We start from the raw sequence: 25,333 nt of genomic DNA on the forward strand, positions 1-25,333 counted from the left end.
AACGGTATTTTTACTCGCTGTAATGATGGCTGTATTTGTCACCGCCTGTGGGGCGGCCTGGTGGTTATGGGCAGGGCAGCCGAGCAGTCGGACTTCACTCGTGGACCTGCTCTTCAAGGGGCTGATTTCTTGGGGACTGCTTTTCGTAACATCGGTGCTCGTATGGCGGGGAGTGCTGCACGGGATCCGGGGGCTTGTGCATCATCCTAGGGTGCACCCGACTGATCTGGAGGTCGAGGCTGGATTCCCGGATGTGAATGCCCAAATCCAGACGCATTTACGGCAGCACTATGGTCAGTTCTGGCGGCGACGAGTCCGGTTGTATGTCGTTGTTGGTGAGCCAACCGAAGTCGAAGCGGTCGCCCCCGGCCTGACGCGCCAGCTGTGGCTGATGGGAAAGGATGATGTTCTGCTCTGGGGGGGAAGTGTACAGACCACTATCGATAAAGCCTTGATAGAACAATGGTGCACGCTAGGCCACAGAGGAGGGCTGCATGGCACCATCTGGGTGGTGAACCAAGCTCAGTACAGCGATAGCGCCTCTTTTGGCGGCATTGTCAACAGGTTACAGGAGCTGGCCCGGCTATTAGGCTGGAGTCTATCTCTGCATGTGTGGCAGGTCTGCGACAGCGACTGGGCACAGCCAGCCCGTGACGTGCGGGGGGTGGGCTGCCAGTTATCATCCCGGTTCACCGCAGTCCAACTGGCTGAGTGTCTAGGTAACTTGCAACAGCAGCTGCGCGAGCAGGGTCTAGCGCAGATTCAAGGTCAGACAGCTCACGACTTTCTTCTGCGGCTTGCTCGTGATTTGCAGGTTGACGGTGCTGATCGATGGTATCGCGTGCTCAAGTCCCTCTCAGGAAGGGCCATACGAGGCGTCCAGCTTCGTGGTTTGTGGTTTAGTTTGCCAGTTCATAGGTCAGAATCGGCGACGGCAATCGAACACTACTGGCCTGACGACCCCGCTTGGTCTGGAATTCTCAACGACCGTTCGGCTAGACCTCGCAGATTTGGTTGGAATCCGCTGAGAATCGTCTACACCTCCGCGCTCGGGCTTGCAGCTGTCTGGGGCATTGGCTTGTTGGTTTCATTCACCAGCAACCGTGTCGAAGTCGGCCGAGTGGAAGCTGCGTACCGAGCGCTACAACAGCCCGAGGCCGCTAGTGATCCAGCGCACGCCCTGGCCGAGTTGGTTCGTGAATTGTCCCGTCTGGACTACCGTGGCGAGCACGGAGCACCCTGGTATCAACGCTTTGGCCTGAACCGCTCCAATGACCTGCGTGAGGCGGTGTGGCCGCTGTATGTCGAGGCCAATGACCGCCTTCTTCGGGGCCCGGCCGCATCCGACTTGGAGAGACAACTCACCGCGCTGGTCAAGCTCGCACCGGGTAGCCCGGCCCGCGCCGAGAGAGCGCAGCAGGCCTATGATCAGCTCAAGGCCTACCTGATGCTGGCCCGCCCGGAAAAGGCCGATGCAGATTTCCTGGTCGATAGTGTGGGTGCAAACCAGCCTGCCATGTGGCGGTTCTACGCTGAGCATTTGCCTGATCATCCGGAATGGGCGATCAAGGCCAATCCCAGACTGATTGGTCAGGTTCGCCAGGTGCTGCTCGGCGAGTTGGGGCAGCGCAACGCGGAAGCCGCGCTGTACCAGCACGTCCTCGACACTGCGGCGAACCACTATCCGCCCATGGGCTTGCAGCAGATGGTCGGTGACACTGATGCGACCTCCCTGTTCACCAGTCGCGAGCAAGTCCCCGGAGTGTTCACCCGCGAAGCTTGGGAGGGTCAGGTACGTTCGGCCATTGATGACGCCGCTAAGGCGCGTCGTGAAGAGATCGACTGGGTATTGAGCGACAATGTGGGTGATGTGGGGGGCGAGCTGAGCCCTGAGCAACTGAAAGCGCGGCTGACCGCGCGCTATTTTCGGGATTACAGCAGCGCTTGGCTGGCCTTTCTCAATAGCCTGCGCTGGCAGCAGAGTACCACTCTGCATGATGTGATCACCCAGCTGACGGTGATGAGCGATGCACGCCAGTCGCCTTTGATCGCCCTGATGAACACCCTGAGTTACCAAGGGCAGGCGGGTGTCCGTGGCCAGGCTTTGGCTGACTCACTGATCGAATCGGCGCAGAAGCTGGTGGGGCAAAAAGCAGCACCGATGGTTGATCAGCTGGCTCAAGTGCCTGGCGGCCCACTCGACAGCACGTTCGGCCCGCTGATGGCCTTGCTCGGCAAAGATCCCGAAGGCCGATCCGGCAGCGACCATTTAAGCCTGCAAGCCTTTCTCACGCGCGTCACCAGCGTGCGGCTGAAGCTGCAGCAGATCACCAATGCCCCAGACCCGCAGGCCATGACACAAGCGCTCGCGCAGTCCGTGTTTCAAGGCAAGGGCGTCGATCTTACTGACGCGCAGTCCTACGGCAACCTGATTGCCGCGAGCCTGGGCGCCGAGTGGGGCCCTGTGGCCCATGCGTTGTTCGTGCAACCACTGGCGCAGGCCTGGCAGCAGATCCTGCAGCCTTCATCGGCAGGCCTCAACCGGGATTGGCAGCGCGCCATCGTCGATGAGTGGCACGGCGCATTCGACAACCGTTACCCCTTTGTTGCCTCTAGCAGTGATGCATCCCTGCCCATGCTCGGGCAGATGATTCGCGCCGACTCCGGGCGCATCGAGCAGTTTCTGCACCAGCAGCTCAATGGGCTTGTGCGCAAAGAGGGGAGTCGCTGGGTGATCGATCCCCGCCAGAGTCAGGGCTTGCGCTTCAACCCGGCCTTTCTGGAGGCAATCAACCAACTCAGCCAATTGGCGGATGTGCTGTACACCGACGGCGGCATGGGCATGAGCTTCGAACTGCGGGGCAAACCCGTGCAGGACGTGGTGCAGACCAGCTTCGTGCTCAACGGCGAGAAGCATCATTACTTCAACCAGCGTGAGCGCTGGCAGCGCTTTCGCTGGCCAGGGCTGGGTAACCACCCGGGCATCAGCCTGACCTGGACCAGCGTGCATGGCGGAGAACGGCTGTATGCGGACTACCAGGGTACCTGGGGTTTGATACGCCTGCTGGAGGAGGCCAATGTCACCCCACTGGATGACGGCGACAGCCGTTTTCGGGTGGTGCTAAGTGCGCCGGACGGCCTCGGCCTGACGTGGCACCTGCGTACCGAGCTGGCTGAAGGCCCGCTGGCATTGCTCAAGTTGCGCAGCTTCCGCCTGCCCAGGGACATCTTCCTTGTGGACGATGCGCGTTACGCGCAGAACGGAGGCCCGCAATGACTCTGAAAAGCCTGGACGCAAGCTGCCTGCCGGAGCGTGATGCCATCGCCTTGGCCCGAGAGCACGGGCAACGCTGGGAAGCCTGGTTGTCCCCCATCAGCGCTGACGCGCCTGTCGGTGAGGACCCTGGCTATGACGACGATTTTCAGCGCATGCGCGAAGAGGTCAACCGGCTCTCCGGGGCTGATGTAGACCTAGTCGCACAGCTTGGGCAGAGGCTGCTTCAAAATTCCTGCAAAGACCTGCGCGTCGCGACGTACTACCTCTGGGCCCGCCTGCACACGGATGGGGAGCCAGGGCTGGCAGACGGCTTGAACCTGCTGGCCGCGTTGCTGGAGCGCTACGCTACGGACATCCTGCCAACGCGTCCCAACAGCCGGAAAATGGCCTTGGAGTGGCTGTCCGGTAACCGGGTGCTGGCTAGCCTGTCGTTGTATCCCCAGGTGGTCAAGGCCGAGGCCCAGCGCACCGTGGCAGCACTGATGTGGCTGGAGCAGGGCTTTGGCACCTGGCCAGAAGACCATCGGCCACGCCTGGATGGCCTTTACACCGCGCTGTCTGCCCGCCTGGCAGTGGCGGGCGGCGTGGACGCGATTGTTCCGCAGACCAGTAACGAATCAGCGCCGAACGACACTGCCAGCAGCCCGAAGTCGTCGCCGATCAAGTCCGGGCGAGAGCTGCTGGACAGTGGCCGTCAGTTGGCGAACTACCTGCGTGACCAACCTGAGGGCTGGCTGGCCGCCCATCGGCTGATGAAGAGCCTGCGCTGGGACACCGTGCACCAGGTACCACCGCAGGACGCACAGGGCATTACCCGGCTGGCGCCCCCGCGCGGTGAATACCGTGCCCAGTTAAAACGCCTGCACGTGCAGCAACGCTGGAGTGAGTTGATCGACCAGGCCGAGCGGATGTATGCCGAGGGCGTCAACCATTTCTGGTTGGACCTGCAATGGCATCTGCATCAGGCCTTGAGCAAATCACCCCATCCGCACAGTAGCTGGGCAGCCATCGTCAAACATGACCTGAACATGCTGCTGCAGCGCTTGCCTGGGCTGGACATGCTGTATTGGAACGATGGCTCGGCTTTCGCGGATGAAACCACACGCGAGTGGATCAACCAGCACGTCAGCGACAGCCGCTCCGCGCAATGGCTGCCTGCTGCAGCCTCGGCAACCACCACGGCAACCTGCGAAATCCTTGCGCTGGAACCTGAGGCACTGGCGCAAGCCGATGCTGAGGGTGTCGAGCAAGCGCTGGCGTGGCTTGCAAACCGACCCGATACGCAGGCCGGGCGGCAACGCTGGTTGCTGCGCCTGCTGATGGCCCGGGTGGCCGAGCAGTACGGCAAGGCCGAACTGGCCATTCATTTGTTCACTGAACTGGATACCACCGCGCACCACCACGCACTGACCGACTGGGAGCCAGAGTTGATCTTTGAGGTCAAGGCGCGGTTGCTCAAGCTGCTGCGTTTGAAAGCCCAGCGCAACGATGCCGATCGGCCAGCCCTGGCGCGGCAGATGGAGCAACAGCTGGCGGCGCTGGTAGCCATTGACCCGGTACGCGCTGCGGTGCTGTGCAGCTAACTCACATTGATCAGGATCCTGTTTTGAGCAAGGACAACCCAACCCTACGGTACTTTGATGCCGAGATGCGCTACCTGCGTGAAGCCGGTAAAGAATTTGCCCAGGCGTTTCCGGACCGCGCGGCGCAGCTGAACCTGAATAAACCTGGGGCGCAGGACCCCTATGTGGAGCGCCTGTTCGAAGGCTTCGCGTTCTTGATGGGGCGCCTGCGCGAAAAACTGGACGACGATTTGCCCGAACTGACCGAAGGGCTGGTCAGCCTGCTCTGGCCACACTACCTGCGCACTATCCCCTCGCTGGCAATCGTTGAGCTCATGCCTGATGTCAGCCAGATGAAAGGCACCGAATCCATTGCCAGGGGGTTTCAGGTGTTGTCTCAGCCAGTGTGTCCGCAACGTACCCGCTGCCGCTACTCCACGACACAGGACCTGCCGCTTCAGCCGCTCACGCTCGACACCGTGCGTCTTGATCACGAGCCTGATGGGCGCGCGGTGCTGCGTTTGCGTTTCTTGTGCGGGGAAATGGCAGATTGGAGCCGGCTGGATCTTGCTCAGATACCGCTGTACCTGAACGCCGATGCCGCATTGGCCAGTGCACTGCATCAAGCACTGACTTTGAAGGTACAGGCGTTATATGTGCGTATGCCGGGCGAGGCAGAACGCCAAACACTTGAAGGCCATTTCAAGCCCAAGGGCTTCGCCGATGATGACCGTCTTTGGCCCAAAGGTGATAGTGCGTTCAGCGGCTACCAGCTGCTGCTTGAGTACTTCACCTTCCGCGAGAAATTCATGTTCGTGACGCTGTGCGGTTTGGAGTCGTTGTCATTGCCACTGGGCGCTACTTGGTTCGAGCTTGATGTCGTGCTGTGTGAAGCATGGTCGCATGCCTTCACGCCCAACGAGGAGCACATCCGTTTACACGCGGTCCCCGTGATCAATTTGTTCCCGCTGGATGCGGACCCGCTCAACCTGGACCCGCTGCAGAACGAGTACCTGCTTCGCCCGATGCGGCTGCAGGACGGGCACACGGAAATCTATTCCGTGGACAGGGTGTCCGGTTCCAAGAACAGTGTCCGTCAGGACTACGTGCCTTTCAGCAGCTTTCGCCACAAGGGTGGCATGCTCCGCGATGAAGCCCCCGAGCGGTATTTTCATACCCGCCTCAGGCAGGGCGCCAATGGTCTTCATGACACCTGGCTGATCCTGGGCGGGGAAGGCTTTGACAAGGATGTGCTGCTCAAGCGCAAAAGCCTGTCACTGCGCCTTACCGGGACCAATGGCCAACTGCCGCGCAAGGCCCTGCGCAGTACATTGCTCGACGCGGCCGCGCAATCCACCCAGGCGGGGCTGCAGGTGCGCAACCTGACCTCACCCACGCTGCCATGTTATCCGCCGAATCGTGACCGGTTCCACTGGCGGGTACTGAGCCACCTGGGCTCGAACTTCTTGCCCATGCTCAATAGTGCTGAAGTGCTGCGTGGCACGCTGGCGTTGTACGAGTGGACGGGTAGCGAAACCAATCGCCGTCGCTTGGAGGCCATCGTTGAGGTCAAGCATCACCTTATCCAGCGGTTCGAAAAAGGGTTCTTGCTGCGCGGCGTGGATATCGAGGTGACGCTCGACAGCAATGGTTTTTCGGGGGAGGGGGACATCTGCCTGTTCGGTGAAATGCTCAGCCGGTTCTTCGCGCTGTATGCCGACATTCACTTGTGCACGCAACTGACGTTGATCCTGCAACCGACGGGGAGGTGCCTGCGATGGAGCGAACATCACAGTCAGCGTATTCCAGGCTGAAGGCAGAAGGGCTTTTGCAGGTGCTGGAGGGGCAGGTTGCCTCGGCCAACGTGTATCGCGTCTGCCAGTTGCTCGAGCAGGTACTGGTCGATCACCCACCGCTGGGCAGTACCGCACACCCGGTTGATGACGGGGTCCGCTTTCGGCCCGACCCAGGCATGGGCTTTCCCGCCAGTGAGCTGAAGGCCATAGAGTTCGACGACGCCTGTCCCGAACGCCCTATTACGATACGAACTCGGCTACTTGGTTTGTATGGTGTCGATTCGCCGCTGCCAACGGCCTACCTGGACGACATCGCCCAGCGCCGTGAGGGCCACGAAGCTGTAGAGGCGTTTCTCGATATCTTCAACCACCGGGTATTCACCCAGTTCTATCGGGTCTGGCGCAAATACTCGTATCCCGCCACCTTTGAGGCGGGCGGTAGCGATGCGACTTCACAGTGCCTGTTGGGCTTGATCGGCCTTGGAGTACCCGGTACTGCCGAGCGTATCGCCACGCCCATGTCTCGCTTTTTGGCATTGCTCAGCGTGATGCGCTTGCCGACCCGCAACGCTGAGGGCATTGGCGCGTTGGTCAAGCTGCTGGCGCCGAGCACGGAGGCACATGTCACCGGGCATTGGCCGCAACGTGTCGTGCTTGAGCGACCAGCCAGCCTGGAAACGAAAAGCCCGGTAAGTCTTTCCCAAGGCATGCCGCTAGGCGCTGTCGGAACGGATGCGAACAGCCAGTTGCGCCTGTTGCTGCACACCAATGATCCGGAAGAGGCGCGCGAGTGGCTTCCTGGGGGGCAGTTGCTGCTCGACTTGCGGGTGCTGCTGGAGGTGTACCTGGGGTGGCGCTGTACGGCCAAGCTACAGCTGTCGATTCCGCTGCGTCTGCTGCCCGTGCCGGTACTGGGCCGTGCGCAAGTCAGGTTGGGAATGACGGCAGTACTGGGGTTGCCGACCGGTGAAGAGGCTACAGCCAACACCGACACCATCACAGTCAACCTGGGCCGCTATCAAGGCCTACAACTGAATCCTTGCGACAGGGAGGTATCGCATGTGGCGTACCGCTTCTAAACGCTTCACGGTCGTGGCGCTGGTGACACTGCTGGGCGGCTGCGGCCTCACCCAGAAGGTTGTGGAGGGTACGGCTTCCACGGCCCGTGCGGTTTTCTACAAGCAAGTCAAAACATTGCATCTGGATTTCACCGGCCGGTCAGCGATGAATACCGACAGCATGGAGATGAGTGGGTTGTCCGTTTCGGTGCTGGTGCGTGTCTACCAGTTGCGGGATCACAAGGCTCTGGACAAGGCAACTTACGACGATCTGGTCAGCCACGGCGAGCGCGTGCTGGGGGGCGACCTGTTGAGCGAAAAAGCCGTAGTGGTCAAACCTGGTGAGGCGGCTCAGCTCAGCACGCCTTTGCATAGGGAGGCTCAGTACATTGCCGTGATTGCGTTGTTCCGAAATCCGGACATGGAGCAAGACGCGTGGCGTTTGACCTTGCAGCGTGATGACCTCGATCCGGACCAGCCCAGGGTTGTCGAGTTGGGTGATAACCGCTTGAAGTTGCGGCCGCGCAGCGAGGACTGAGCACATGATCGAACCAAGCCCTTCGCTTTACGAAACGCTGCTGCAGAATTTCAGCGGCGAGTTGGAGCTGGATCGGGTCAGTGATGATGATCAACTGACGCTTTCGGTTCTGGACAACCTTCAGCGGATTCTAAACAGCCGGGCCGGCACACTCGCGCATCTGCCGGACTATGGCTTGCCGGATATGGGCACGGTTCTTCAAGGGTTGCCGGCCTCGGCCCATGGTTTGATGAATGACATCGTGAGCACGTTGCGCAGGTATGAGCCGCGGCTCGCAGAAGTACGCATCGAGCTGGTGCCGCAGCGACGGCCCGGCCATTTGGAATACGCACTCGATGTACGCATCAAGGGCGGTGGCCGCGCCACCTTTGGGACCACGCTTGCACCTGACGGGAGGGTGGTTGTACGTCACCTGAAACAGGAAGGCTATCTCGCCAAGCTATAGACCTACGGACAAGGAGGCCAGATGACGGCGCTTTTTGAAATGCGGATTCGCTTGGGCGGCGACCCAGGCAGTTTTGATGAGTTCAACGTGTTGCGCGGCGAGTTGGCCAAGCTTGATCATCCTGCGTGTCCTGACGTTGACTGGGCAAAAGTTGAAGCGTTGTGCTTGAGGCTCTTCGAACGGAACGGGGTGGAGCTGCAGACCGCAGTGTCCTTTATCCTGGCGCGTAGCTACCGTACGGGGCTCGCTGGTTTGACCGAGGGGGTGGCATTGCTCGCCACTCTCACGGACGAGTGGCCGCGCTTGTGGCCGGTGCAGGCTTCAGCTCGGATCGAGCTCATCGCCTGGTTGTTTGCTCAGCTACATCCCCTGGTTCGAATGCTGGAATGGGGCGGATCGAGTCTGGCGACGCTGAGGGAACTGATCGTTGAGCTGGGGCGGCTTGAGCACCGTTTGGAGCGGCTTGGCCATGCTTCCTTGGCTTCGCTGAAGGTGTTTCGACAGCAGATCAGTAGCGTGATGCAGCGGATGTCGGGAAGCAGGGACGTGCCGATGCCGCTTCCGTTGCAACCATGGGCATCACCAGCCGAGCCAGCGCTTAGCCCTCCGATCGCTGCGGTTGTCTCAGCACCACCGACTTACACCTTTGTAGTTGAACCAGCGGCGCAGAAACGCGCGGTGTTGCCGTGGTTGCTGACACTGACGGTCACCAGTGTCTTTGTGGGGTGGCTGGGCTGGCAAGAATGGGCATCCAGGCAAGTCAAAGAGCCGCCCACGCCTGAGCCGATCCAACTCGACAGTCTGAATCTGTTTGATCCGGGCAGTGCCGAACTGAAGCCCGGTTCAACCAAACTGCTGATAAACGCACTGGTTGGCATCAAGGCTCAACCGGGTTGGCTGATTGTTATCTCCGGGCATGCGGATGCACGGGGTGACGCGGCCAAGAATCTCGACCTGTCCCGTGCCCGTGCTTCAGCCGTGCGCGACTGGATGCAACGGATGGGGGATATCCAGGACAGTTGTTTTGCTGTTCAAGGTGTCGCGGCCAGCCAGCCGGTCAGCAGCAACCACACATTCGATGGGCGGGCGGAGAATCGTCGTGTGGACATCCGGCTATTGCCGCAGAGCAGTGCGTGCGGGGGGGAGAGCGATGACATTCGCGTTGAGCCGCGTAGCGATAGCATCTAACCCCAATATCCCGTCGATGCCGCCGCTCCCTTTCAGCGCGGTCTTGTGCCGCGAAAGGGTCGAGTCACCCTTTCAATCCTTGATCATCCCTCGCAGCACTGCCCGCGCTTCTTCAGTACGCAAGCATTCGATGAACAGTCGGCTTTCCCGCGCCACCGTGGCCTCCAGCTCCGCCCGCTGGCTGTCCTTGAGCAGCCGCTTGCTGATCCGCAGTGCCGCCTGCGGGTAGCCTTGCAGCTGCCGCGCCAGCGTGCGGGCAGCGTCCAGGCACTGTTCGCCGTTTTCATGCAGCTCATTGGCCAGCCCCCAGGCCAGCATCTGTTCGCCATCCAGCAATGCATTGGTCAGCAGCAAGCGTGCCGCCCGGGCCTGGCCAAGCACACGCGGCAGCAGCAGGCTGGAACCAAACTCCGGGCACACACCCAGCGGCGCGAAAGGCATGCGCAGCTTGGTCGAGCGGCTGACCAGCACCTGGTCGCAGTGCAGCAACAGGGTGGCCCCGATGCCGATCGCCGCACCACTGACCGCTGCGATCAGCGGCTTGTCCAGGCCCATGACCACCCGCATCAGGCGGAATACCGGGCTGTCCAGGTCGCTGGGCGGGTTGTCGAGGAAGTCGCGAAGGTCGTTGCCAGCGCTGAAGCAGTGCGGCCCACCGGTGATGATGATGGCATCGACAGCGGGGTCTTCACCTGCCGCCAGCAACAGGTCGCCCAGCAGCTGGTACATGGCAGTGTTCAGGGCATTGAGCTTGTCGGGGCGGTTGAAGGCCAGGGTCAGCAGGCCTTGGTCCAGCTCGCGTGTGATCAGGTCGTTCATGGCAGCCGCTTTTATTGTTGTGAGGGGGCCCTGACGGGCAGTGGCGCTTAGGGTTTATCACGCAGTCCGGCTTGTTGTACAGTCGTTCAGTCCAGCCCCTAACCAGAGACCCACCGATGACTCAGGAAGCCCGCTACCACCGCATGCTGCCGGAATTGCGCAAAGCCAACCTGGTCGAGGCGACCCTGGTGTGCCTCAAGCGCCATGGTTTCCAGGGGGCTTCGATCCGCAAGATCTCGGCTGAGGCCGGGGTCTCGGTCGGGCTGATCAGCCACCATTACGCCGGCAAGGACGAACTGGTGGCAGAGGCTTACATGGCCGTCACCGGTCGGGTGATGGGCCTGTTGCGCGAGGCCATGGCCCAAGCTGCGCCCAATGCCCGCGAGCGGTTGTCGGCGTTTTTCCGTGCCTCGTTCTGCGCCGAGCTGCTCGACCCGCAATTGCTCGATGCCTGGCTGGCCTTCTGGGGCGCGGTGAAGACCGCCGACGCGATCAACCAGGTGCACGACCACTCCTACGGCGAGTACCGCAACGAACTTGGCCAGCTGCTGGCCAGACTGGCCGAGGAGGAGGGCTGGCAAGGCTTCGATGCCGACCTGGCGGCCATCAGCCTGAGCGCCTTGCTCGACGGCCTGTGGCTGGAGTCGGGCCTGAACCCCGGCACCTTCACCCCCGAGCAGGGCGTGATCATCTGCGAGGCCTGGGTCGATGGCCTGCAGGCCGGTGGCCGGAGGCGCTTCAGCCTGTCCGCGGGCTGTTGATCACCTGTTCAGTAACGAGTACGCTGCTGTCGCGAGTGTGTAGAACAACACCAATAAAAAAGAGACAACACGCAATGACGCCTCGGGTATTGATCGTCGATGACGATCCGCTTATTCGTGACTTGCTGCAGGCCTACCTGTCCCAGGAGGGCTACGACGTACACTGCGCCGACACCGCGGAAAGGGCCGAAGCCCTGCTTGCCAGCCAGGATGTCGACCTGGTGCTGCTGGACATCCGCCTGCCCGGCAAGGACGGCCTCACCCTGACCCGCGAACTGCGGGTGCGCTCGGAGGTTGGCATCATCCTCGTCACCGGGCGCAATGACGACATAGACCGCATCGTTGGCCTGGAATGCGGTGCAGATGACTACGTGATCAAACCACTCAACCCCCGCGAGCTGGTGTCCCGGGCGAAAAACCTGATCCGCCGCGTACGCCATGCCCGCGAGGCGCACCCCGCCCCGGCCTGCGCGCAATCGCTGAAGCAGTTCGCCGACTGGGCACTGGATACCGACCGCCGGCGCCTGATCGACGCCCGTGGCGGGCAAACCCTGCTGACCCACGGCGAGTTCCAGTTGCTCAGCGTGTTCCTGCGCAACAGCGGCCACACCCTCAGCCGCGACCAGTTGATGGACCAGATTCGCAACCGCGAGTGGGTGCCCAACGACCGCTCCATCGACGTGCTGGTCGGCCGCCTGCGGCGCAAGCTGCATGACGACCCGGCCGAACCGCAGTTGATCATCACCATTCACGGCACCGGCTACCTGTTCACCGCCAGCGTGGCAGCATGATTCCTCGCGCCTGGCAGTTGGCGCTGGCCTTGACGTTGCCCACCCTGCACGCCAGTGCCAGTGAGCCCGTGCGTTACTGTGACTACCCGGTGTACCCGCCCATTTCCTGGAGCGACGGCCACCAGGTGCGCGGCCTGGCCCCCACCGTGGTGCGCGAACTGTTCGCGCGCATGGGCTACGAGGTGCAAACCGTGGTGCTGGGCAACTGGAAGCGCTGCCTGATGGATGCCGCCGCCGGGCGGGTGGACGTGGTCCTGGCCTACAACAGCGACCAACGTGACCAGCGCATGCGTTTTTCCACGGAGCCGGTGGTGCGCGAGGAAGTGGCCGTGTTCTACAACCGCAAGCGACCGGTGCAGTTCCAGCAGCTGGAGGACCTGGCGGGTTACCGTGGCGGCCTGTTGTACGGCGAAAGCTACGGCGCCGAATTCGACCGCTTCGTCGCCCGCCACCAGAACATCGAGCGGGTATCGTCCAGTCAGCAGAATTTCGGCAAGCTGATCCGCGGGCGCATCGACTACGTAATCCAGGAGCGGCGCACCGGCCAACTGTTCATCGAGCACCTGCCCGGCGCGCAGGACATCCGCGTATTGCCCAGCGCGCTGAGCGTGGACTACCTGCGGGTAGCCGTATCGCGGCAATCACCCCTGAGCCAGCACATGGACGAAATCGACGCGCAGTTGCGGCGCATGAACCAGGCTGGCGAGATCGCGCGCTGGCTGGAGCAGAGCGAGGTCACCTACCGCGACATGATCAACCTGCCGGCAGATGCCCGATGATTCGCCTGCACACCGATGGCCTGCTGCGCCGCCTGCTGCGGTTCATCCTGTTGTTCAGCCTGTGCTTTACCGTACTGGCCAGTAGCGTGCAGCTGTATTTCGAATACCGCCGCGAGATGCGCGACATCGAGGCGCGCATGGCGTTGATCCGCGCAGGCTACCTCGCCAGCCTGGAGCGCAGCCTGTGGGACTTGGACGAGGCGCAGCTGGATACGCAATTGCGCGGCCTGGTGGATTTTTCCGACGTGGCCCGGGTGCGCTTGGTTAGCGATGATTTTCAACTGCTGCGAGGGGAGGCCGAACCCAAGGGGCCGCTGCGCATCGAGCGCTTCCCTCTGGATTATCAGCCCCCCTCGGGCCCCGCCAGGCACCTGGGTGAGCTTGAAGTGAGTATCGACTTGGGTGCGGTGCACCATCGGTTGTATGCCACCGGCCTTGCCAGCCTGCTGTGGATGGGCGTGTTCTTGTGTGGCCTGGCAGTGGCGCTGTCGGGGCTGTTCTATCGCCTGGTCACCCGCCATCTGCAAGTGATGGCCGAGTTCGCCCGGCGTATTGGCGCCGGCCAATGGCAGGAACCGTTGCGCCTGGGGCGCCGCCGTTCATCGCGCCCTGACGAGATCGACACGGTGGCCAATGCCCTGGACGATATGCGCCGCGCCATCCTCAGCGACATTGAACGCCGCGAGCGCGACCGCCTGGCGTTGCAAGACAAGCGCGACGAACTGCAGGCCATGGTCGAACGACGTACCGCCAGCCTGGCCCGGGCCAAGGATGACGCCGAGGCCGCCAACCTGGCCAAGTCACGCTTCCTGGCGACCATGAGCCACGAACTGCGCACCCCGCTCAACGGTATCCTGGGCATGGCCGAGCTGCTACGCGGTGGCGGGCTGGAAGCGGCCGACCGTCAGCGCCTGGAAGCCTTGTACAAGGCCGGCGAGGGGCTGTTGGCGATTCTCAACGAAGTGCTGTATTTCGCCCGGCTCGAAGAAGGTGAGAGCCGCGCCGAGCTGGTCGGCTTTTCGCTGCGCCAGTTGTGCCAGGAAGTGCTGGCGCTGCTCGAACCCATGGCCGCGGGCAACGGCGACACACTGCATCTGGAGATTGATGAGCAATTAGCCGGTTACCAGCACGGCGCCGAGCAGTACCTGCGTCAGGTGCTCAGCAACCTGCTGGCCAATGCCATCAAATTCACCGAGCACGGCCAGGTGCGGCTCAAGGTGCAGGTGCTGGTCAGCGAGGCGACCACGCAGCGCCTGCGGGTGTCGGTCAGTGACAATGGCATCGGCATCGAGCCGGCCGTACAGGCAAAAATCTTCGACCGCTTCGTCCAGGCCAGCGAGGCCGTGGCACGCCGCTACGGCGGCACCGGTCTGGGACTGGCGATCTGCAAGCACCTGGTGGAAAAGCTGGGGGGCTGCATTGGCCTGGACAGTGTACAAGGGCAGGGCAGCTGCTTCTGGTTCGAACTCGACATCGCCCTTGGGCAGCCGGTTGCGGCCAATACCCCGGCCCAGTCGGTCAGCGCCAGCCTGGATATCCTGGTGGTCGAGGACGTCGCGCTGAACCGTGAGGTGGCGAGCGGCCTGCTGGTGCGCGATGGCCACCGGGTGAGCTTTGCCGAGGATGCCGGGCAGGCCCTGCAGTTGTGCGCACAGCGGCGCTTCGACCTGATCCTACTGGACGTTCACCTGCCCGGCATGAGCGGGGTGGAACTGTGCCGGCAGCTTCGCGCCACCCCCGGGCCTAACCACCACAGCCGGATAGTGGCGCTGACCGCTGGCGTGCAACCGGGGCAACTGTCGGATTATCTGGAAGCCGGCATGCAAGGTGTGCTGGCCAAGCCCCTGCGGCTGGCCAACCTGCGCCAGGCGCTGGCCGACGCAACGCCGACTGAAGAGGCCGGTATTGACGCAAACATGGACTGGTCGCTGCTGGCCACCCACCGCTCGCTGCTGGGCGAGCAGAAGCTGCAGGGCCTGCTGAATGTGTTGCGCCAGTCACTGGAGCAGCACGCCACGGCGTTGGCCGAGGCGCTGCCGGCCCAGGACTTTACCGAGGTGCTGCACCTGGCCCATCGCCTGGCCGGCAGTTGCGACTCCCTGGGTTTTTCTGGCCTGGCTGCGCTGTTGCGACGCCTGGAAGACGCCGCCCGCCAGCATGATGGGCAGGCGCTGAACGCACTGGCCGAGCCACTGGCAAGCCAGCTCGGCCAGGCCCGTGCGACCCTGGAACAGTTGATCCAGAGCTGACGTACAAAAAACTTACGACTTTTTACATCTTCGATCCGTTCGTACAACGGCGTCTTACATCCGTTTCCAATAATCCATGGCAACCGTGTTGCACACGGTCCATGAGGCTTATTGGAGACAAGAATAATGACATGCCGTAGCGCTCAGCCCCTCATTCGAACCCTCCCACGCACCGGCCGCAAAGGCGAGGTGTGCCATGACTGACAACGTTGAAAAGATCCAGCTCACCCGCGCCCTGAAAAGCCGGCACATCTTCATGTTGTCGCTGGGTGGGGTTATTGGAACCGGCCTGTTCATGGGCTCGGGCGTAACCATCAATCAGGGTGGGCCGGTGGGCGCGATCCTGGCTTACCTGGTGGCGGGCTTGCTGATGTACCTGGTGATGGTCTGCCTGGGTGAGCTGTCGGTGCAGATGCCGGTGTCCGGTTCGTTCCAGGCCCACGCCACTAAGTACATTGGCCCGGCCACCGGCTTCATGATCGGCTGGGTGTACTGGATGAGCTGGGCCACCACCGTAGGCCTGGAGTTCACCGCTGCCGGCATGTTGATGACCCGCTGGTTCCCGGAGGTGCCGATCTGGTACTGGTCGGCGCTGTTCGTGGTGGTGCTGTTCGGCCTCAACGCCCTGGCCACGCGTGCCTTTGGCGAGGCCGAGTACTGGTTCTCGGGCATCAAGGTGGCAACCATCCTCGGCTTCATCGTCATTGGCCTGCTGGTGATCTTCGGTGCCATCCCCCTGAGCAGCGGGGCACCCGCACCGATGCTGAACAACCTGGTGGGCGAGTCGCTGTTCCCCCATGGCCTGTCGGCAGTGTTCGCGGTGATGATGACCGTGGTCTATGCCTTCCAGGGCTGCGAAATCATGGGGGTGGCTGCCGGTGAGACCGAGCACCCGGAAAAAAGCATCCCGCGGGCGGTGCGCAATGTGGTGTTCCGCGTGCTGATCTTCTATGTGCTGGCGATTGCCGTGCTGTCGGCCATTGTGCCGCACGAGCAGGCCGGGCTGATGGAAAGCCCGTTCGTGCAGGTGTTCGATATGGTCGGCATCCCTTACGCCGCCGACTTGATGAACTTCGTCATCCTCACGGCCATCCTCTCGGTGGGCAACTCCGGGTTGTATGCCTCCACGCGCATCCTCTGGGCCATGTCCAAGACTGGCATGGCACCGAAAAGCCTGTCGCCGCTGAGCAAGCGTGGCGTGCCGCTGCGGGCGCTCAGCATCACCCTGTGCTTTGCGCTGATTTCGCTGATGACCAGCTTCGTTGCGGCTGACACGCTGTTCATGGTGCTGATGGCGGTAAGCGGTATGTCCGGCACCGTGACCTGGATCGTCATCGCCCTGGCGCAGTACCGCTTCCGCAAGGCCTGGCTGCGCGACGGCGGGCAACTGCAGGACCTGAAGTACAAGGCGCCGCTGTACCCGCTGGTGCCGCTGCTGTGCATCACCCTGTGCAGCTCGCTGTTCGTGTTCCTGGCGCTGGATGAAACCCAACGACCGTCGCTGTATTGGGGCTTTGGCTTCATTGCCCTGTGCTATGCGGCGTACTTCTTCGTCAACCGCCGCCGGCAGGGGGCCTTCGCACCCAGCGCACCAGGGATTTGACGCCGCAGCTCGTCGCCGGCGGGTGTCAATCGCTGCATGTTCAGCACCTGTGAGATCGAGCACCGCCCGCGCGGCGCGCGATCTCACAGGCCATAAAGCCGTCACGACGAACGCCCTTGTGTAACGCCAAACACCGAGTTGTGCGAAGTTGTAACAGCCCATCCCGTCTTGTTGAACACTCGTTTAGTATCTTCCTCGTCAAGCCCTCCAAAACCATCACAACAACACCGAGGCCCCCATGACTACCCCGTCGTCGCCACTGTTGAGCAAGGTCGAAGCTGGCGTTGCCTGGATCACCCTCAACCGCCCCGAGCAGCGCAACGCGCTGGACATTCCCACCCTCAAGCAACTGCACGCCCTGCTCGACAGCCATGCCGACGACCCCGCCGTACGCGTGGTGGTGCTGACCGGCAGCGGCCGCAGCTTCTGCGCTGGCGCCGACCTGGCCGAATGGGCTGCTGCCGAAGCGGCGGGCACCCTGGAAAGCTACGGCTGGACCGAAACTGCCCATGCCCTGATGTTGCGCCTGTACAGCCTCGACAAACCCACCATCGCCGCCATCAACGGCACCGCCGTGGGCGGTGGCATGGACCTTAGCCTGTGCTGCGACCTGCGCATCGCCGCCGCCTCGGCGCGCTTCAAGGCCGGCTACACCAGCATGGGCTACAGCCCCGATGCCGGCGCCAGCTGGCACCTGCCACGGCTGATCGGCAGCGAGCAGGCCAAGCGCTTGTTGTTCCTCGATGAACTGTGGGGCGCCGAGCGTGCCCTGGCGGCTGGGCTGGTCAGCGAAGTCTGCGCCGACGAGCAACTGCCCGCCGTGGCGGCCGAGTTGGCCGGGCGCCTGGCCAATGGCCCGACGTTCGCCTATGCGCAGACCAAGCAGCTGATCCGCGACGGCGCCCGGCGCACCCTCGCCGAGCAGCTGGAGGCTGAGCGCCACGCCGGCCTGCTGTGCGGCCGCAGCCAGGATGGCGCCGAGGCCCTGCAAGCCTCGGTTGAACGCCGCGCCCCCCGTTTTACCGGCCAGTAATCCGATACCCGACCCTCATCAGGACCTTCGCAGATGAATTTCCAACTGACCCAAGAACAAGAAATGTTGGTGGAAGCGGTACGCAGCTTTGTTGCCAAGGAGCTGCTGCCCCATGAGGAAGCGGTGGACCGCGCCGACGCTGTGTCACCCGAACTGGCCGCGCAGATCCGTGGCAAGGCCATCGCTGCCGGGTTCTATGCCTTCAACATGCCCGAGGAAGTGGGAGGGGGCGGCCTGGACTACCTGTCCCAGGCGCTGATCGAACGTGAGCTGTCCAAGGTGTCCTGGGCGCTGCATGTCTTCGTTGCACGGCCGTCGAAAATCCTCATGGCCTGCAAGGACGAGCAGATCAACGACTACTTGCTGCCGTGCGTGCAGGGCGAGAAGGTCGACTGCTTCGCCCTCACCGAACCGGGCGCCGGCTCTGATGCCAACGCCATCAAGACCCGCGCCTTGCGCCAGGGCGATGACTTTGTCATCAACGGTAGCAAGCACTTCATCAGCCACGCCGGCCACGCCGATTTTGCCATCGTCTTCGCGGTCACCGACACCTACGAGCACAACGGGCGCAAGCGCAATGCGGTCACCGCCTTGCTGGTCGACCGGGGTACGCCGGGCATGACCATCCGCCGTGGTCCCAAGTGCGTGAGCAACCGTGGTTATCACACCTACGAGCTGTTCTTCGACGACTGCCGGGTGCCGGCCAGCAAGGTGCTGGGCGAAGTGGGCAAAGGTTGGGAAGTGGCCAATGCCTGGCTTACCGCCGGCCGGGTGATGGTCGCCGCCAACTGCGTGGGCCAGGCCCAGCGCGCCCTCGACCTGTCACTGCAATGGGCCGCCGACCGCAAGCAGTTCGGCCAGGCCATCGGCAGCTACCAGGGGGTGTCGTTCAAGCTGGCCGACATGGCCACGCAGATCCGCGCGGCCGAGATGCTCACCCTGCACACCGCCTGGAAGATGGACCAGGGCAACATGACCGACGGTGAGGCCGGCATGGCCAAGCTGTTTGCCAGCGAAGTGCTGGGCAAGGTCGCCGACGAAGCCGTGCAGATCTTCGGCGGCATGGGCCTGATGGACGAAGGGCCGGTTGAGCGCATTTGGCGCAACGCGCGTATCGAGCGCATCTGGGAGGGCACTTCGGAAATCCAGCGGCACATCATCGCCCGCGAACTGCTGCGCCCGCTGCTGCGCTGAGCGCCAGGAGAACACCCATGTCGCAATCGATTCGTGACAACCTCAAGCGCCTGCTGGCGCCCCGGCACCTGGCCTTCGTTGGCGGGCGCAGCATGGCGCGGGCGCTCAAGCGCTGCGCCGAAGGCGGCTTTGCCGGTGAGCTGTGGCTGGTCAACCCGCAGCATGAAAGCCTGGAAGGCATCCCTTGCGTGGCCCGCGTGGCCGACTTGCCTTACGCCCCGGACGCGGTGTTCATCGCCACCAACCGTGAGCTGACGTTGCAGTGCGTTGCCGAGCTGGCCGCGCGTGGCGCCGGGGGTGCCATCTGCTATGCCTCCGGCTTTGCCGAAAGCGGCGAAGAGGGCTGCCAGTTGCAACAGCGCCTGCTCGCTGCGGCCGGCAACATGGCCCTGCTCGGCCCCAACTGCTATGGCCTGCTCGACTACCTGCACGGTGCAGCCCTTTGGCCGGTGGCCCATGGCGGCCAGCAGGTGGAGAAGGGCGTGGCGATCCTCACCCAGAGCGGCAACTTTGCCTACAACCTGTCCATGAGCGACCGCTCGCTGCCGGTGGCCTACATGGCCTCGGTCGGCAACCAGGCGCAACTGGGTGTGGCCGAGCTGATGGATGTGCTGCTCGACGACCAACGGGTAACCGCCATCGGCCTGCATTTGGAAGGCCTGAAGAACGTGCCGGGCTTCGCCCGCGCCGCTTGCAAGGCGCTGCAGCAGGGCACGCCGATCATTGCATTGAAGACGGGCGTTTCGCAGATCGGCGCTGAACTGGCGCTCAGCCACACCAGCTCGTTGTCCGGCTCCGATGCGTTGTACGACAGCCTGTTCCAGCGCCTGGGGGTGATCCGCGTCAGCGGCCCGGTGAGCTTTGTCGAAACGCTCAAGGCCGCAGCCTGCGGACGCTTGCCGGCAGATGGCGAGCTGATTGCGCTGGCCTGCTCAGGCGGCGATGCCGGGCTGATTGCCGACTATGCCGAACGCAACCAGTTGCAACTGCCGAAGCTCGCGCAAGAGCAGGTGGCGGCACTGGCCGAGGTGTTGCCGGGCTATGCCAACCTGGTCAACCCACTGGACTTCACCACTGCCATCTGGGGCGACGAGGCCGCCCTGCAACGCATGCTCGACAACACCCTGAGCGGCGCCGCGGGCGCGGCGATGCTGGTGCTGGACTACCCGGCGGCCTTCACCGGCGAGCGCAAGGAATGCGACCTGCTGCTGGGGCTGTACTGCGATGCCGTTGAACGCCACGGCAAGATCGGCTTCGTCACTTCGGCTTTCCCGGAACTGTTGCCTGCCAGTGCGCGTGAGCGCCTGCATGCGCGGGGTATCGCTGCCCTGCAGGGCGTGGAAGATGGCCTGGCGGCCTGGGGGCGCATCGTCGCTTACCAAAGGAACCGCCAGCGGTTGCTGGACCAGGGCGAGGCTGCGCGGGTACCGCTGTGCCCGCAGGCCCTCACGGGCGAAAGCCGACTGTTGAATGAATGGCAATCCAAACAAGCCCTGCGCGCCTTCGGTCTGCCGGTGCCTGCGGGCGTGCTGAGTACGCCCGAACGCGCCGTGGCAGACGCCGCCCGCGTGGGATACCCGCTGGTACTGAAGGCAGTCAGCGCACAGCTGCCGCACAAGACCGAAGCCGGTGCGGTGGCGTTGAACCTGCGTGATGCCGCCGCCCTGGAAGCTGCACTGTTGCAGATGCGCCAGCGCATCGCTGCCTACGCCCCGCACGTCGCGTTCGACCAGGTACTGCTCGAACCCATGGCCGAGCCGCCGCTGGCCGAGCTGATAGTGGGCATCAAACGTGAACACGACTTTGCCCTGGCCTTGGTGATCGGTGCCGGCGGCGTGCTGGTCGAACTGCTCAAGGACAGTGTCAGCCTGTTGTTGCCCACCACCGACAGCGCCATCCGCGCCGCACTGCTGAAGCTGCGCAGTGCCAGCCTGCTGCAAGGCTTCCGTGGCCGCCCGGCTGCCGACCTCGACGCCTTGGTCGCAGCTATCCGTGCGGTGGCCGACTACGCCTGCGAAAACGCCGGGCAGCTGTTGGAGCTGGATGTGAACCCATTGATGGTCGGTGCCCATGGCACCACCGCGGTCGACGCGCTGATCCGCCTTGGCCAGGCGCAAGGAGAACGACATGAATGACCTTACCCTGACGGCCGGCCAGGCGCTGGTGCGGTTGTTGGCCAACTACGGGGTGGAGACCGTGTTCGGCATCCCCGGCGTGCACACCCTGGAGCTCTACCGTGGCCTGCCGGGCAGCGGCATTCGCCATGTATTGACCCGCCACGAGCAGGGCGCCGGCTTCATGGCCGACGGCTATGCGCGGGTCAGTGGCAAGCCTGGGGTGTGTTTCGTCATTACCGGCCCAGGCGTGACCAACGTCGCCACCCCCATCGGCCAAGCCTATGCCGACTCGGTGCCGATGCTGGTGATTTCCAGCGTCAACCACACCGCCAGCCTGGGCAAGGGCTGGGGCTGCCTGCATGAAACCCAGGACCAGCGCGCCATGACTGCGCCCATCACGGCGTTTTCTGCGGTGGCCCTGCAGGGCGACGACTTGCCCGAGCTGATCGCTCGCGCCTGGGCAGTGTTCGACAGCGAACGGCCGCGCCCGGTGCACATTTCGGTGCCGCTGGACGTGCTGGCGGCATCGGTCAGCCGGGACTGGAGCGACGAGGTGGTACGCCGTCCTGGGCGTGGCCAGCCGTGCCGCGAAACCCTCGAGCAGGCTGCCCTGAAGCTTGCCGCCGCCCAGCGGCCGATGATCATTGCCGGGGGTGGCGCGTTGCACGCGGCTGAGCAGTTGCAGCAACTCAGTACACGGCTGGCAGCGCCTCTGTTCACCAGCGTGGCCGGCAAGGGCGTGCTGCCACCAGACGCGCCACTCAATGCCGGCGCCAGTCTGTGCGTCGAACCCGGCTGGCAACTGATCAGCCAGGCTGATGTGGTGCTTGCCGTAGGCACCGAAATGGCCGACACCGACTTCTGGCGCGAGCGCCTGCCGATCACTGGCGAGCTGCTGCGCGTGGACATCGACCCGCGCAAGTTCAACGACTTCTACCCCTGTGCCATTGCCCTGCAGGGCGATGCCCGGCAAACCGTGGACGGTTTGCTCGAACACCTGCCTGCACTCGACCGAGACCCTGCTCAGGCGAGCGAAGCGGTGAGCAACCTGCGCCAGGCCATTCGTCATGGGCATGCACCGTTGCAGGCCACCCATCAGGCGATTCTTGACCGCATTGCCGCCGTGCTGCCCGACGATGCGTTCATCAGCAGCGACATGACCCAACTGGCCTACACCGGCAACTACGCCTTCGCCAGCCGGGCACCACGTAGCTGGCTGCATCCGACCGGCTACGGCACACTCGGCTACGGCCTGCCGGCCGGTATTGGCGGCATGCTTGCCACCGACCATCGCCCAGGCCTGGTGCTGGTGGGCGACGGCGGTTTCCTTTATACCGCCCAGGAGCTGGCCACGGCTGTAGAGGAACTGGACCGGCCGTTGGTGGTGCTGCTGTGGAACAACGACGCCCTCGGGCAGATCCGCGATGACATGCTCGGCCTGAACATCGAGCCGGTCGGCGTGCTGCCGCGTAATCCGGACTTCATCGGCCTGGCCCGTGCCTTTGGTTGCGCGGTGCGCCAGCCGCGTGATCTGGACGCGCTGCAGGCCGACCTGGCCAGCGGTTTCGCCACACCCGGCGTGACCTTCATCGAACTCAAACACACCTGCGTCTGTTAAGCCGCGAACAACCAAAAGAACAAGAGAAACCCACATGCCATTTCGCCGTACACTTCTGGCCGCATCCCTGGCCCTGCTGATCACCGGCCAAGCCCCACTGTATGCCGCCCCCCCGCTGTCGATGGACAACGGTACCAATGCCCTGACCGTGCAAAACAGCAATGCCTGGGTCGAAGTCAGCGCCAGCGCCCTGCAGCACAACATCCGCACGCTGCAGACCGAGCTGGCCGGCAAGTCCAAGCTGTGCGCCGTGCTCAAGGCCGATGCCTATGGCCACGGTATCGGCCTGGTAATGCCATCGATCATCGCCCAGGGCGTGCCCTGCGTGGCGGTGGCCAGCAACGAGGAGGCCCGCGTGGTCCGCGCCAGTGGCTTCGCCGGGCAACTGGTGCGGGTTCGCCTGGCCAGCCTCAGCGAGCTGGAAGATGGCTTGCAGTACGACATGGAAGAGCTGGTGGGCAGCGCGGAATTTGCCCGCCAGGCCGATGCCATCGCCGCGCGCCATGGCAAGACCTTGCGCATTCACATGGCGCTCAACTCCAGCGGCATGAGCCGCAACGGGGTGGAGATGGCCACCTGGTCCGGCCGTGGCGAAGCGCTGCAGATTACCGACCAGAAGCACCTCAAGCTGGTCGCGCTGATGACCCACTTCGCCGTGGAAGACAAGGACGATGTCCGCAAGGGCCTGGCGGCCTTCAACGAGCAGACCGAATGGTTGATCAAGCACGCGAAGCTCGACCGCAGCAAGCTCACCCTGCACGCCGCCAACTCGTTCGCTACGCTGGAGGTGCCGGAAGCGCGCCTGGACATGGTACGAACGGGGGGCGCGCTGTTCGGTGACACCGTGCCGGCGCGCACCGAGTACAAGCGTGCGATGCAGTTCAAATCGCACGTGGCTGCGGTGCACAGCTATCCGGCTGGCAACACCGTGGGCTATGACCGCACCTTCACCCTGGCCCGTGATTCGCGGCTGGCCAACATTACGGTCGGGTACTCCGATGGCTACCGCCGGGTATTCACCAACAAGGGCCATGTGCTGATCAACGGCCACCGTGTGCCGGTCGTGGGCAAGGTGTCGATGAACACGCTGATGGTCGATGTCACCGACTTCCCGGACGTGAAGGGGGGCAACGAAGTGGTGCTGTTCGGCAAGCAGGCCGGGGGCGAAATCACCCAGGCCGAGATGGAAGAAATCAACGGCGCGTTGCTGGCCGACCTGTACACCGTGTGGGGCAGTTCCAACCCGAAGATCCTCGTCGACTGAAACCGCCAAAGAAGGGAGATTGCCATGCGCTACGCCAAGCTTACCCAACGCATCGCCGGCGACGGGGCTGCGGCCTGGGACATTCACTACCGCGCCCTTGCGCTGCAGGCCGAGGGTAAGGACATCCTGCTGCTGTCGGTGGGTGACCCGGACTTCGACACCCCCGCGCCTATCGTCGAGGCGGCCATCGACAGCCTGCGCGCTGGCCATACCCATTACGCCGATGTACGCGGCAAGCTGGCGCTGCGCCAGGCCATCGCCAACCGTCACCGGCAGCGCAGTGGCCAGGCGGTGAGCGTCGACCAGGTGACCGTGCTGGCGGGTGCCCAGTGCGCGCTGTTCTGCGTGGCCCAGTGCATACTCGACCCAGGCGATGAGGTGATCGTTGCCGAACCGATGTATGTCACTTACGAGGCCGTGTTCGGCGCCTGTGGCGCCAAGGTGGTACCGGTACCGGTCAAGCCCGAGAATGGCTTTCGCGTGTGCCCGCGTGACGTCGCCGAGCGCATTACCCCGCGCACCCGCGCCTTGGCGCTGAACAGCCCGCACAACCCTTCGGGGGCGAGCCTGCCGCGCGCCACCTGGGAGGCGCTGGCCGAACTGTGCATTGCCCATGATCTGTGGCTGATCTCTGACGAGGTCTACAGCGAGCTGCTGTATGAAGGCGAGCATGTCAGCCCCGGCAGCCTGCCGGGCATGGCCGAGCGCACTGCAACGTTGAACAGCCTGTCCAAGTCGCATGCCATGACCGGCTGGCGCATGGGGTGGGTGGTCAGCTCGACAGCACTGGCCACGCATCTGGAAAACCTCGCCCTGTGCATGCTCTACGGCTTGCCGGACTTCGTCCAGGATGCCGCCGTGGTGGCGCTGGAGCAGCCGTTGCCAGAGCTGGACGCCATGCGCGAAGCCTACCGCGAGCGGCGCGATCTAGTGTGCGAGCAGCTGGCCGGCTGCCCGGGCCTCAAGGCATTGAAGCCCGATGGTGGCATGTTCGTGATGGTCGACATCCGTGAAACCGGTGTTAGCGCCCAGGCCTTCGCCGACTACCTGTTGGACAGCCAGGGCGTGTCGGTGCTCGCCGGCGAGGCATTCGGCCCTAGCGCTGCCGGGCATATCCGCCTGGGCCTGGTGCTGGCTAACGAGGCGCTGGTCGATGCCTGTCAGCGCATTGCCCGCTGCGCCGGCGAACTGATGCGCGGGCAGACGGATGCGTGAGCACACCGTCCAGCGTACGCGCCGCC

Annotated in this window: 19 protein-coding genes; 18 read left to right on the forward strand and 1 reads right to left on the reverse strand. The window is 63.5% G+C overall.

Annotated features, from left to right (window positions below):
• Positions 1 to 25 precede the first annotated feature (25 nt).
• The 7 genes from AC3RCM_RS10870 to AC3RCM_RS10900 are packed head-to-tail and all read left to right on the forward strand — an operon-like array spanning position 26 to position 9,864.
• On the forward strand, positions 26 to 3,277 hold the full coding sequence (locus AC3RCM_RS10870) for an ImcF-related family protein (protein WP_492629686.1): 3,252 nt from the start codon (positions 26 to 28) through the stop codon (positions 3,275 to 3,277).
• The gene (gene tssA, locus AC3RCM_RS10875) at positions 3,274 to 4,860 is read left to right on the forward strand and encodes a type VI secretion system protein TssA (RefSeq protein ID WP_457250621.1); all 1,587 of its coding nucleotides are present in this window, start codon (positions 3,274 to 3,276) and stop codon (positions 4,858 to 4,860) included. Before AC3RCM_RS10870 ends, tssA begins: the two co-directional genes overlap by 4 nt.
• A gap of 23 nt (positions 4,861 to 4,883) precedes the next feature.
• On the forward strand, positions 4,884 to 6,653 hold the full coding sequence (gene tssF, locus AC3RCM_RS10880; RefSeq protein ID WP_492629598.1) for a type VI secretion system baseplate subunit TssF: 1,770 nt from the start codon (positions 4,884 to 4,886) through the stop codon (positions 6,651 to 6,653).
• Positions 6,617 to 7,714 carry a type VI secretion system baseplate subunit TssG gene (gene tssG / locus AC3RCM_RS10885; protein ID WP_492629599.1) on the forward strand — a complete coding sequence of 366 codons (1,098 nt, stop codon included), beginning with the start codon at positions 6,617 to 6,619 and terminating at the stop codon, positions 7,712 to 7,714. The genes tssF and tssG overlap by 37 nt, the downstream gene beginning before the upstream one ends.
• Positions 7,695 to 8,231: a type VI secretion system lipoprotein TssJ gene (gene tssJ / locus AC3RCM_RS10890; RefSeq protein ID WP_004576431.1), complete on the forward strand. Its 537-nt coding sequence runs from the start codon at positions 7,695 to 7,697 to the stop codon at positions 8,229 to 8,231. The genes tssG and tssJ overlap by 20 nt, the downstream gene beginning before the upstream one ends.
• A gap of 4 nt (positions 8,232 to 8,235) precedes the next feature.
• A complete protein-coding gene (tssE, locus tag AC3RCM_RS10895; protein WP_004576432.1) occupies positions 8,236 to 8,676 on the forward strand; it encodes a type VI secretion system baseplate subunit TssE in 441 nt (146 codons plus the stop codon).
• A 21-nt stretch (positions 8,677 to 8,697) separates the two neighbouring features.
• Positions 8,698 to 9,864, forward strand: a complete 1,167-nt coding sequence (locus AC3RCM_RS10900) for an OmpA family protein (RefSeq protein ID WP_492629600.1) — start codon at positions 8,698 to 8,700, stop codon at positions 9,862 to 9,864.
• A 72-nt stretch (positions 9,865 to 9,936) separates the two neighbouring features.
• On the opposite strand, the gene AC3RCM_RS10905 is transcribed toward AC3RCM_RS10900, so the two are convergent.
• Complete coding sequence (locus AC3RCM_RS10905) at positions 9,937 to 10,683, reverse strand: enoyl-CoA hydratase-related protein (protein WP_064493055.1); 747 nt, start codon at positions 10,681 to 10,683, stop codon at positions 9,937 to 9,939.
• 116 nt (positions 10,684 to 10,799) lie between these two features.
• On the opposite strand from AC3RCM_RS10905, the gene AC3RCM_RS10910 reads away from it, so the two are divergent.
• The 11 genes from AC3RCM_RS10910 (at position 10,800) to AC3RCM_RS10960 (ending at position 25,307) form a co-directional block, all read left to right on the forward strand.
• Complete coding sequence (locus tag AC3RCM_RS10910) at positions 10,800 to 11,444, forward strand: TetR family transcriptional regulator C-terminal domain-containing protein (RefSeq protein ID WP_064493056.1); 645 nt, start codon at positions 10,800 to 10,802, stop codon at positions 11,442 to 11,444.
• Positions 11,445 to 11,518: 74 nt separating this feature from the next.
• The gene (locus AC3RCM_RS10915) at positions 11,519 to 12,235 is read left to right on the forward strand and encodes a response regulator (protein WP_003256139.1); all 717 of its coding nucleotides are present in this window, start codon (positions 11,519 to 11,521) and stop codon (positions 12,233 to 12,235) included.
• The gene (locus AC3RCM_RS10920) at positions 12,232 to 13,014 is read left to right on the forward strand and encodes a substrate-binding periplasmic protein (RefSeq protein ID WP_003256136.1); all 783 of its coding nucleotides are present in this window, start codon (positions 12,232 to 12,234) and stop codon (positions 13,012 to 13,014) included. The genes AC3RCM_RS10915 and AC3RCM_RS10920 overlap by 4 nt, the downstream gene beginning before the upstream one ends.
• Positions 13,011 to 15,263 carry an ATP-binding protein gene (locus AC3RCM_RS10925; RefSeq protein ID WP_492629601.1) on the forward strand — a complete coding sequence of 751 codons (2,253 nt, stop codon included), beginning with the start codon at positions 13,011 to 13,013 and terminating at the stop codon, positions 15,261 to 15,263. Before AC3RCM_RS10920 ends, AC3RCM_RS10925 begins: the two co-directional genes overlap by 4 nt.
• Before the next feature lie 196 nt (positions 15,264 to 15,459).
• Entirely contained in the window at positions 15,460 to 16,866 is a 1,407-nt protein-coding gene (locus AC3RCM_RS10930) for an amino acid permease (protein WP_265977768.1), read from the forward strand.
• A 238-nt stretch (positions 16,867 to 17,104) separates the two neighbouring features.
• Positions 17,105 to 17,899 (forward strand): enoyl-CoA hydratase/isomerase family protein, encoded by a 795-nt coding sequence (locus AC3RCM_RS10935; RefSeq protein WP_179053608.1) that lies wholly within the window; start codon positions 17,105 to 17,107, stop codon positions 17,897 to 17,899.
• 33 nt (positions 17,900 to 17,932) lie between these two features.
• Positions 17,933 to 19,093, forward strand: a complete 1,161-nt coding sequence (locus AC3RCM_RS10940; protein WP_104887800.1) for an acyl-CoA dehydrogenase family protein — start codon at positions 17,933 to 17,935, stop codon at positions 19,091 to 19,093.
• Positions 19,094 to 19,110: 17 nt separating this feature from the next.
• Complete coding sequence (locus AC3RCM_RS10945) at positions 19,111 to 21,228, forward strand: acetate--CoA ligase family protein (RefSeq protein ID WP_492629602.1); 2,118 nt, start codon at positions 19,111 to 19,113, stop codon at positions 21,226 to 21,228.
• Positions 21,221 to 22,828: a 5-guanidino-2-oxopentanoate decarboxylase gene (locus AC3RCM_RS10950; protein WP_047603061.1), complete on the forward strand. Its 1,608-nt coding sequence runs from the start codon at positions 21,221 to 21,223 to the stop codon at positions 22,826 to 22,828. The genes AC3RCM_RS10945 and AC3RCM_RS10950 overlap by 8 nt, the downstream gene beginning before the upstream one ends.
• 34 nt (positions 22,829 to 22,862) lie before the next feature.
• Positions 22,863 to 24,092 carry an alanine racemase gene (gene alr, locus AC3RCM_RS10955; protein ID WP_492629603.1) on the forward strand — a complete coding sequence of 410 codons (1,230 nt, stop codon included), beginning with the start codon at positions 22,863 to 22,865 and terminating at the stop codon, positions 24,090 to 24,092.
• A gap of 24 nt (positions 24,093 to 24,116) precedes the next feature.
• Positions 24,117 to 25,307: a pyridoxal phosphate-dependent aminotransferase gene (locus AC3RCM_RS10960; protein ID WP_492629604.1), complete on the forward strand. Its 1,191-nt coding sequence runs from the start codon at positions 24,117 to 24,119 to the stop codon at positions 25,305 to 25,307.
• Positions 25,308 to 25,333 lie beyond the last annotated feature (26 nt).

The organism is Pseudomonas sp. GW823-FHT05G12 (assembly GCF_058795575.1).

What these genes read in the sequence shown, in the direction of transcription:
- AC3RCM_RS10870 (WP_492629686.1), top strand. Translation starts at nt 26, where the DNA reads ATGGCTGTATTTGTCACCGCCTGTGGGGCGGCCTGGTGGTTATGGGCA.
- tssA (WP_457250621.1), top strand. Translation starts at nt 3,274, where the DNA reads ATGACTCTGAAAAGCCTGGACGCAAGCTGCCTGCCGGAGCGTGATGCC.
- tssG (WP_492629599.1), top strand. Translation starts at nt 6,617, where the DNA reads ATGGAGCGAACATCACAGTCAGCGTATTCCAGGCTGAAGGCAGAAGGG.
- tssJ (WP_004576431.1), top strand. Translation starts at nt 7,695, where the DNA reads ATGTGGCGTACCGCTTCTAAACGCTTCACGGTCGTGGCGCTGGTGACA.
- tssE (WP_004576432.1), top strand. Translation starts at nt 8,236, where the DNA reads ATGATCGAACCAAGCCCTTCGCTTTACGAAACGCTGCTGCAGAATTTC.
- AC3RCM_RS10900 (WP_492629600.1), top strand. Translation starts at nt 8,698, where the DNA reads ATGACGGCGCTTTTTGAAATGCGGATTCGCTTGGGCGGCGACCCAGGC.
- AC3RCM_RS10905 (WP_064493055.1), bottom strand. Translation starts at nt 10,683, where the DNA reads ATGAACGACCTGATCACACGCGAGCTGGACCAAGGCCTGCTGACCCTG.
- AC3RCM_RS10910 (WP_064493056.1), top strand. Translation starts at nt 10,800, where the DNA reads ATGACTCAGGAAGCCCGCTACCACCGCATGCTGCCGGAATTGCGCAAA.
- AC3RCM_RS10915 (WP_003256139.1), top strand. Translation starts at nt 11,519, where the DNA reads ATGACGCCTCGGGTATTGATCGTCGATGACGATCCGCTTATTCGTGAC.
- AC3RCM_RS10920 (WP_003256136.1), top strand. Translation starts at nt 12,232, where the DNA reads ATGATTCCTCGCGCCTGGCAGTTGGCGCTGGCCTTGACGTTGCCCACC.
- AC3RCM_RS10925 (WP_492629601.1), top strand. Translation starts at nt 13,011, where the DNA reads ATGATTCGCCTGCACACCGATGGCCTGCTGCGCCGCCTGCTGCGGTTC.
- AC3RCM_RS10930 (WP_265977768.1), top strand. Translation starts at nt 15,460, where the DNA reads ATGACTGACAACGTTGAAAAGATCCAGCTCACCCGCGCCCTGAAAAGC.
- AC3RCM_RS10935 (WP_179053608.1), top strand. Translation starts at nt 17,105, where the DNA reads ATGACTACCCCGTCGTCGCCACTGTTGAGCAAGGTCGAAGCTGGCGTT.
- AC3RCM_RS10940 (WP_104887800.1), top strand. Translation starts at nt 17,933, where the DNA reads ATGAATTTCCAACTGACCCAAGAACAAGAAATGTTGGTGGAAGCGGTA.
- AC3RCM_RS10945 (WP_492629602.1), top strand. Translation starts at nt 19,111, where the DNA reads ATGTCGCAATCGATTCGTGACAACCTCAAGCGCCTGCTGGCGCCCCGG.
- AC3RCM_RS10950 (WP_047603061.1), top strand. Translation starts at nt 21,221, where the DNA reads ATGAATGACCTTACCCTGACGGCCGGCCAGGCGCTGGTGCGGTTGTTG.
- alr (WP_492629603.1), top strand. Translation starts at nt 22,863, where the DNA reads ATGCCATTTCGCCGTACACTTCTGGCCGCATCCCTGGCCCTGCTGATC.
- AC3RCM_RS10960 (WP_492629604.1), top strand. Translation starts at nt 24,117, where the DNA reads ATGCGCTACGCCAAGCTTACCCAACGCATCGCCGGCGACGGGGCTGCG.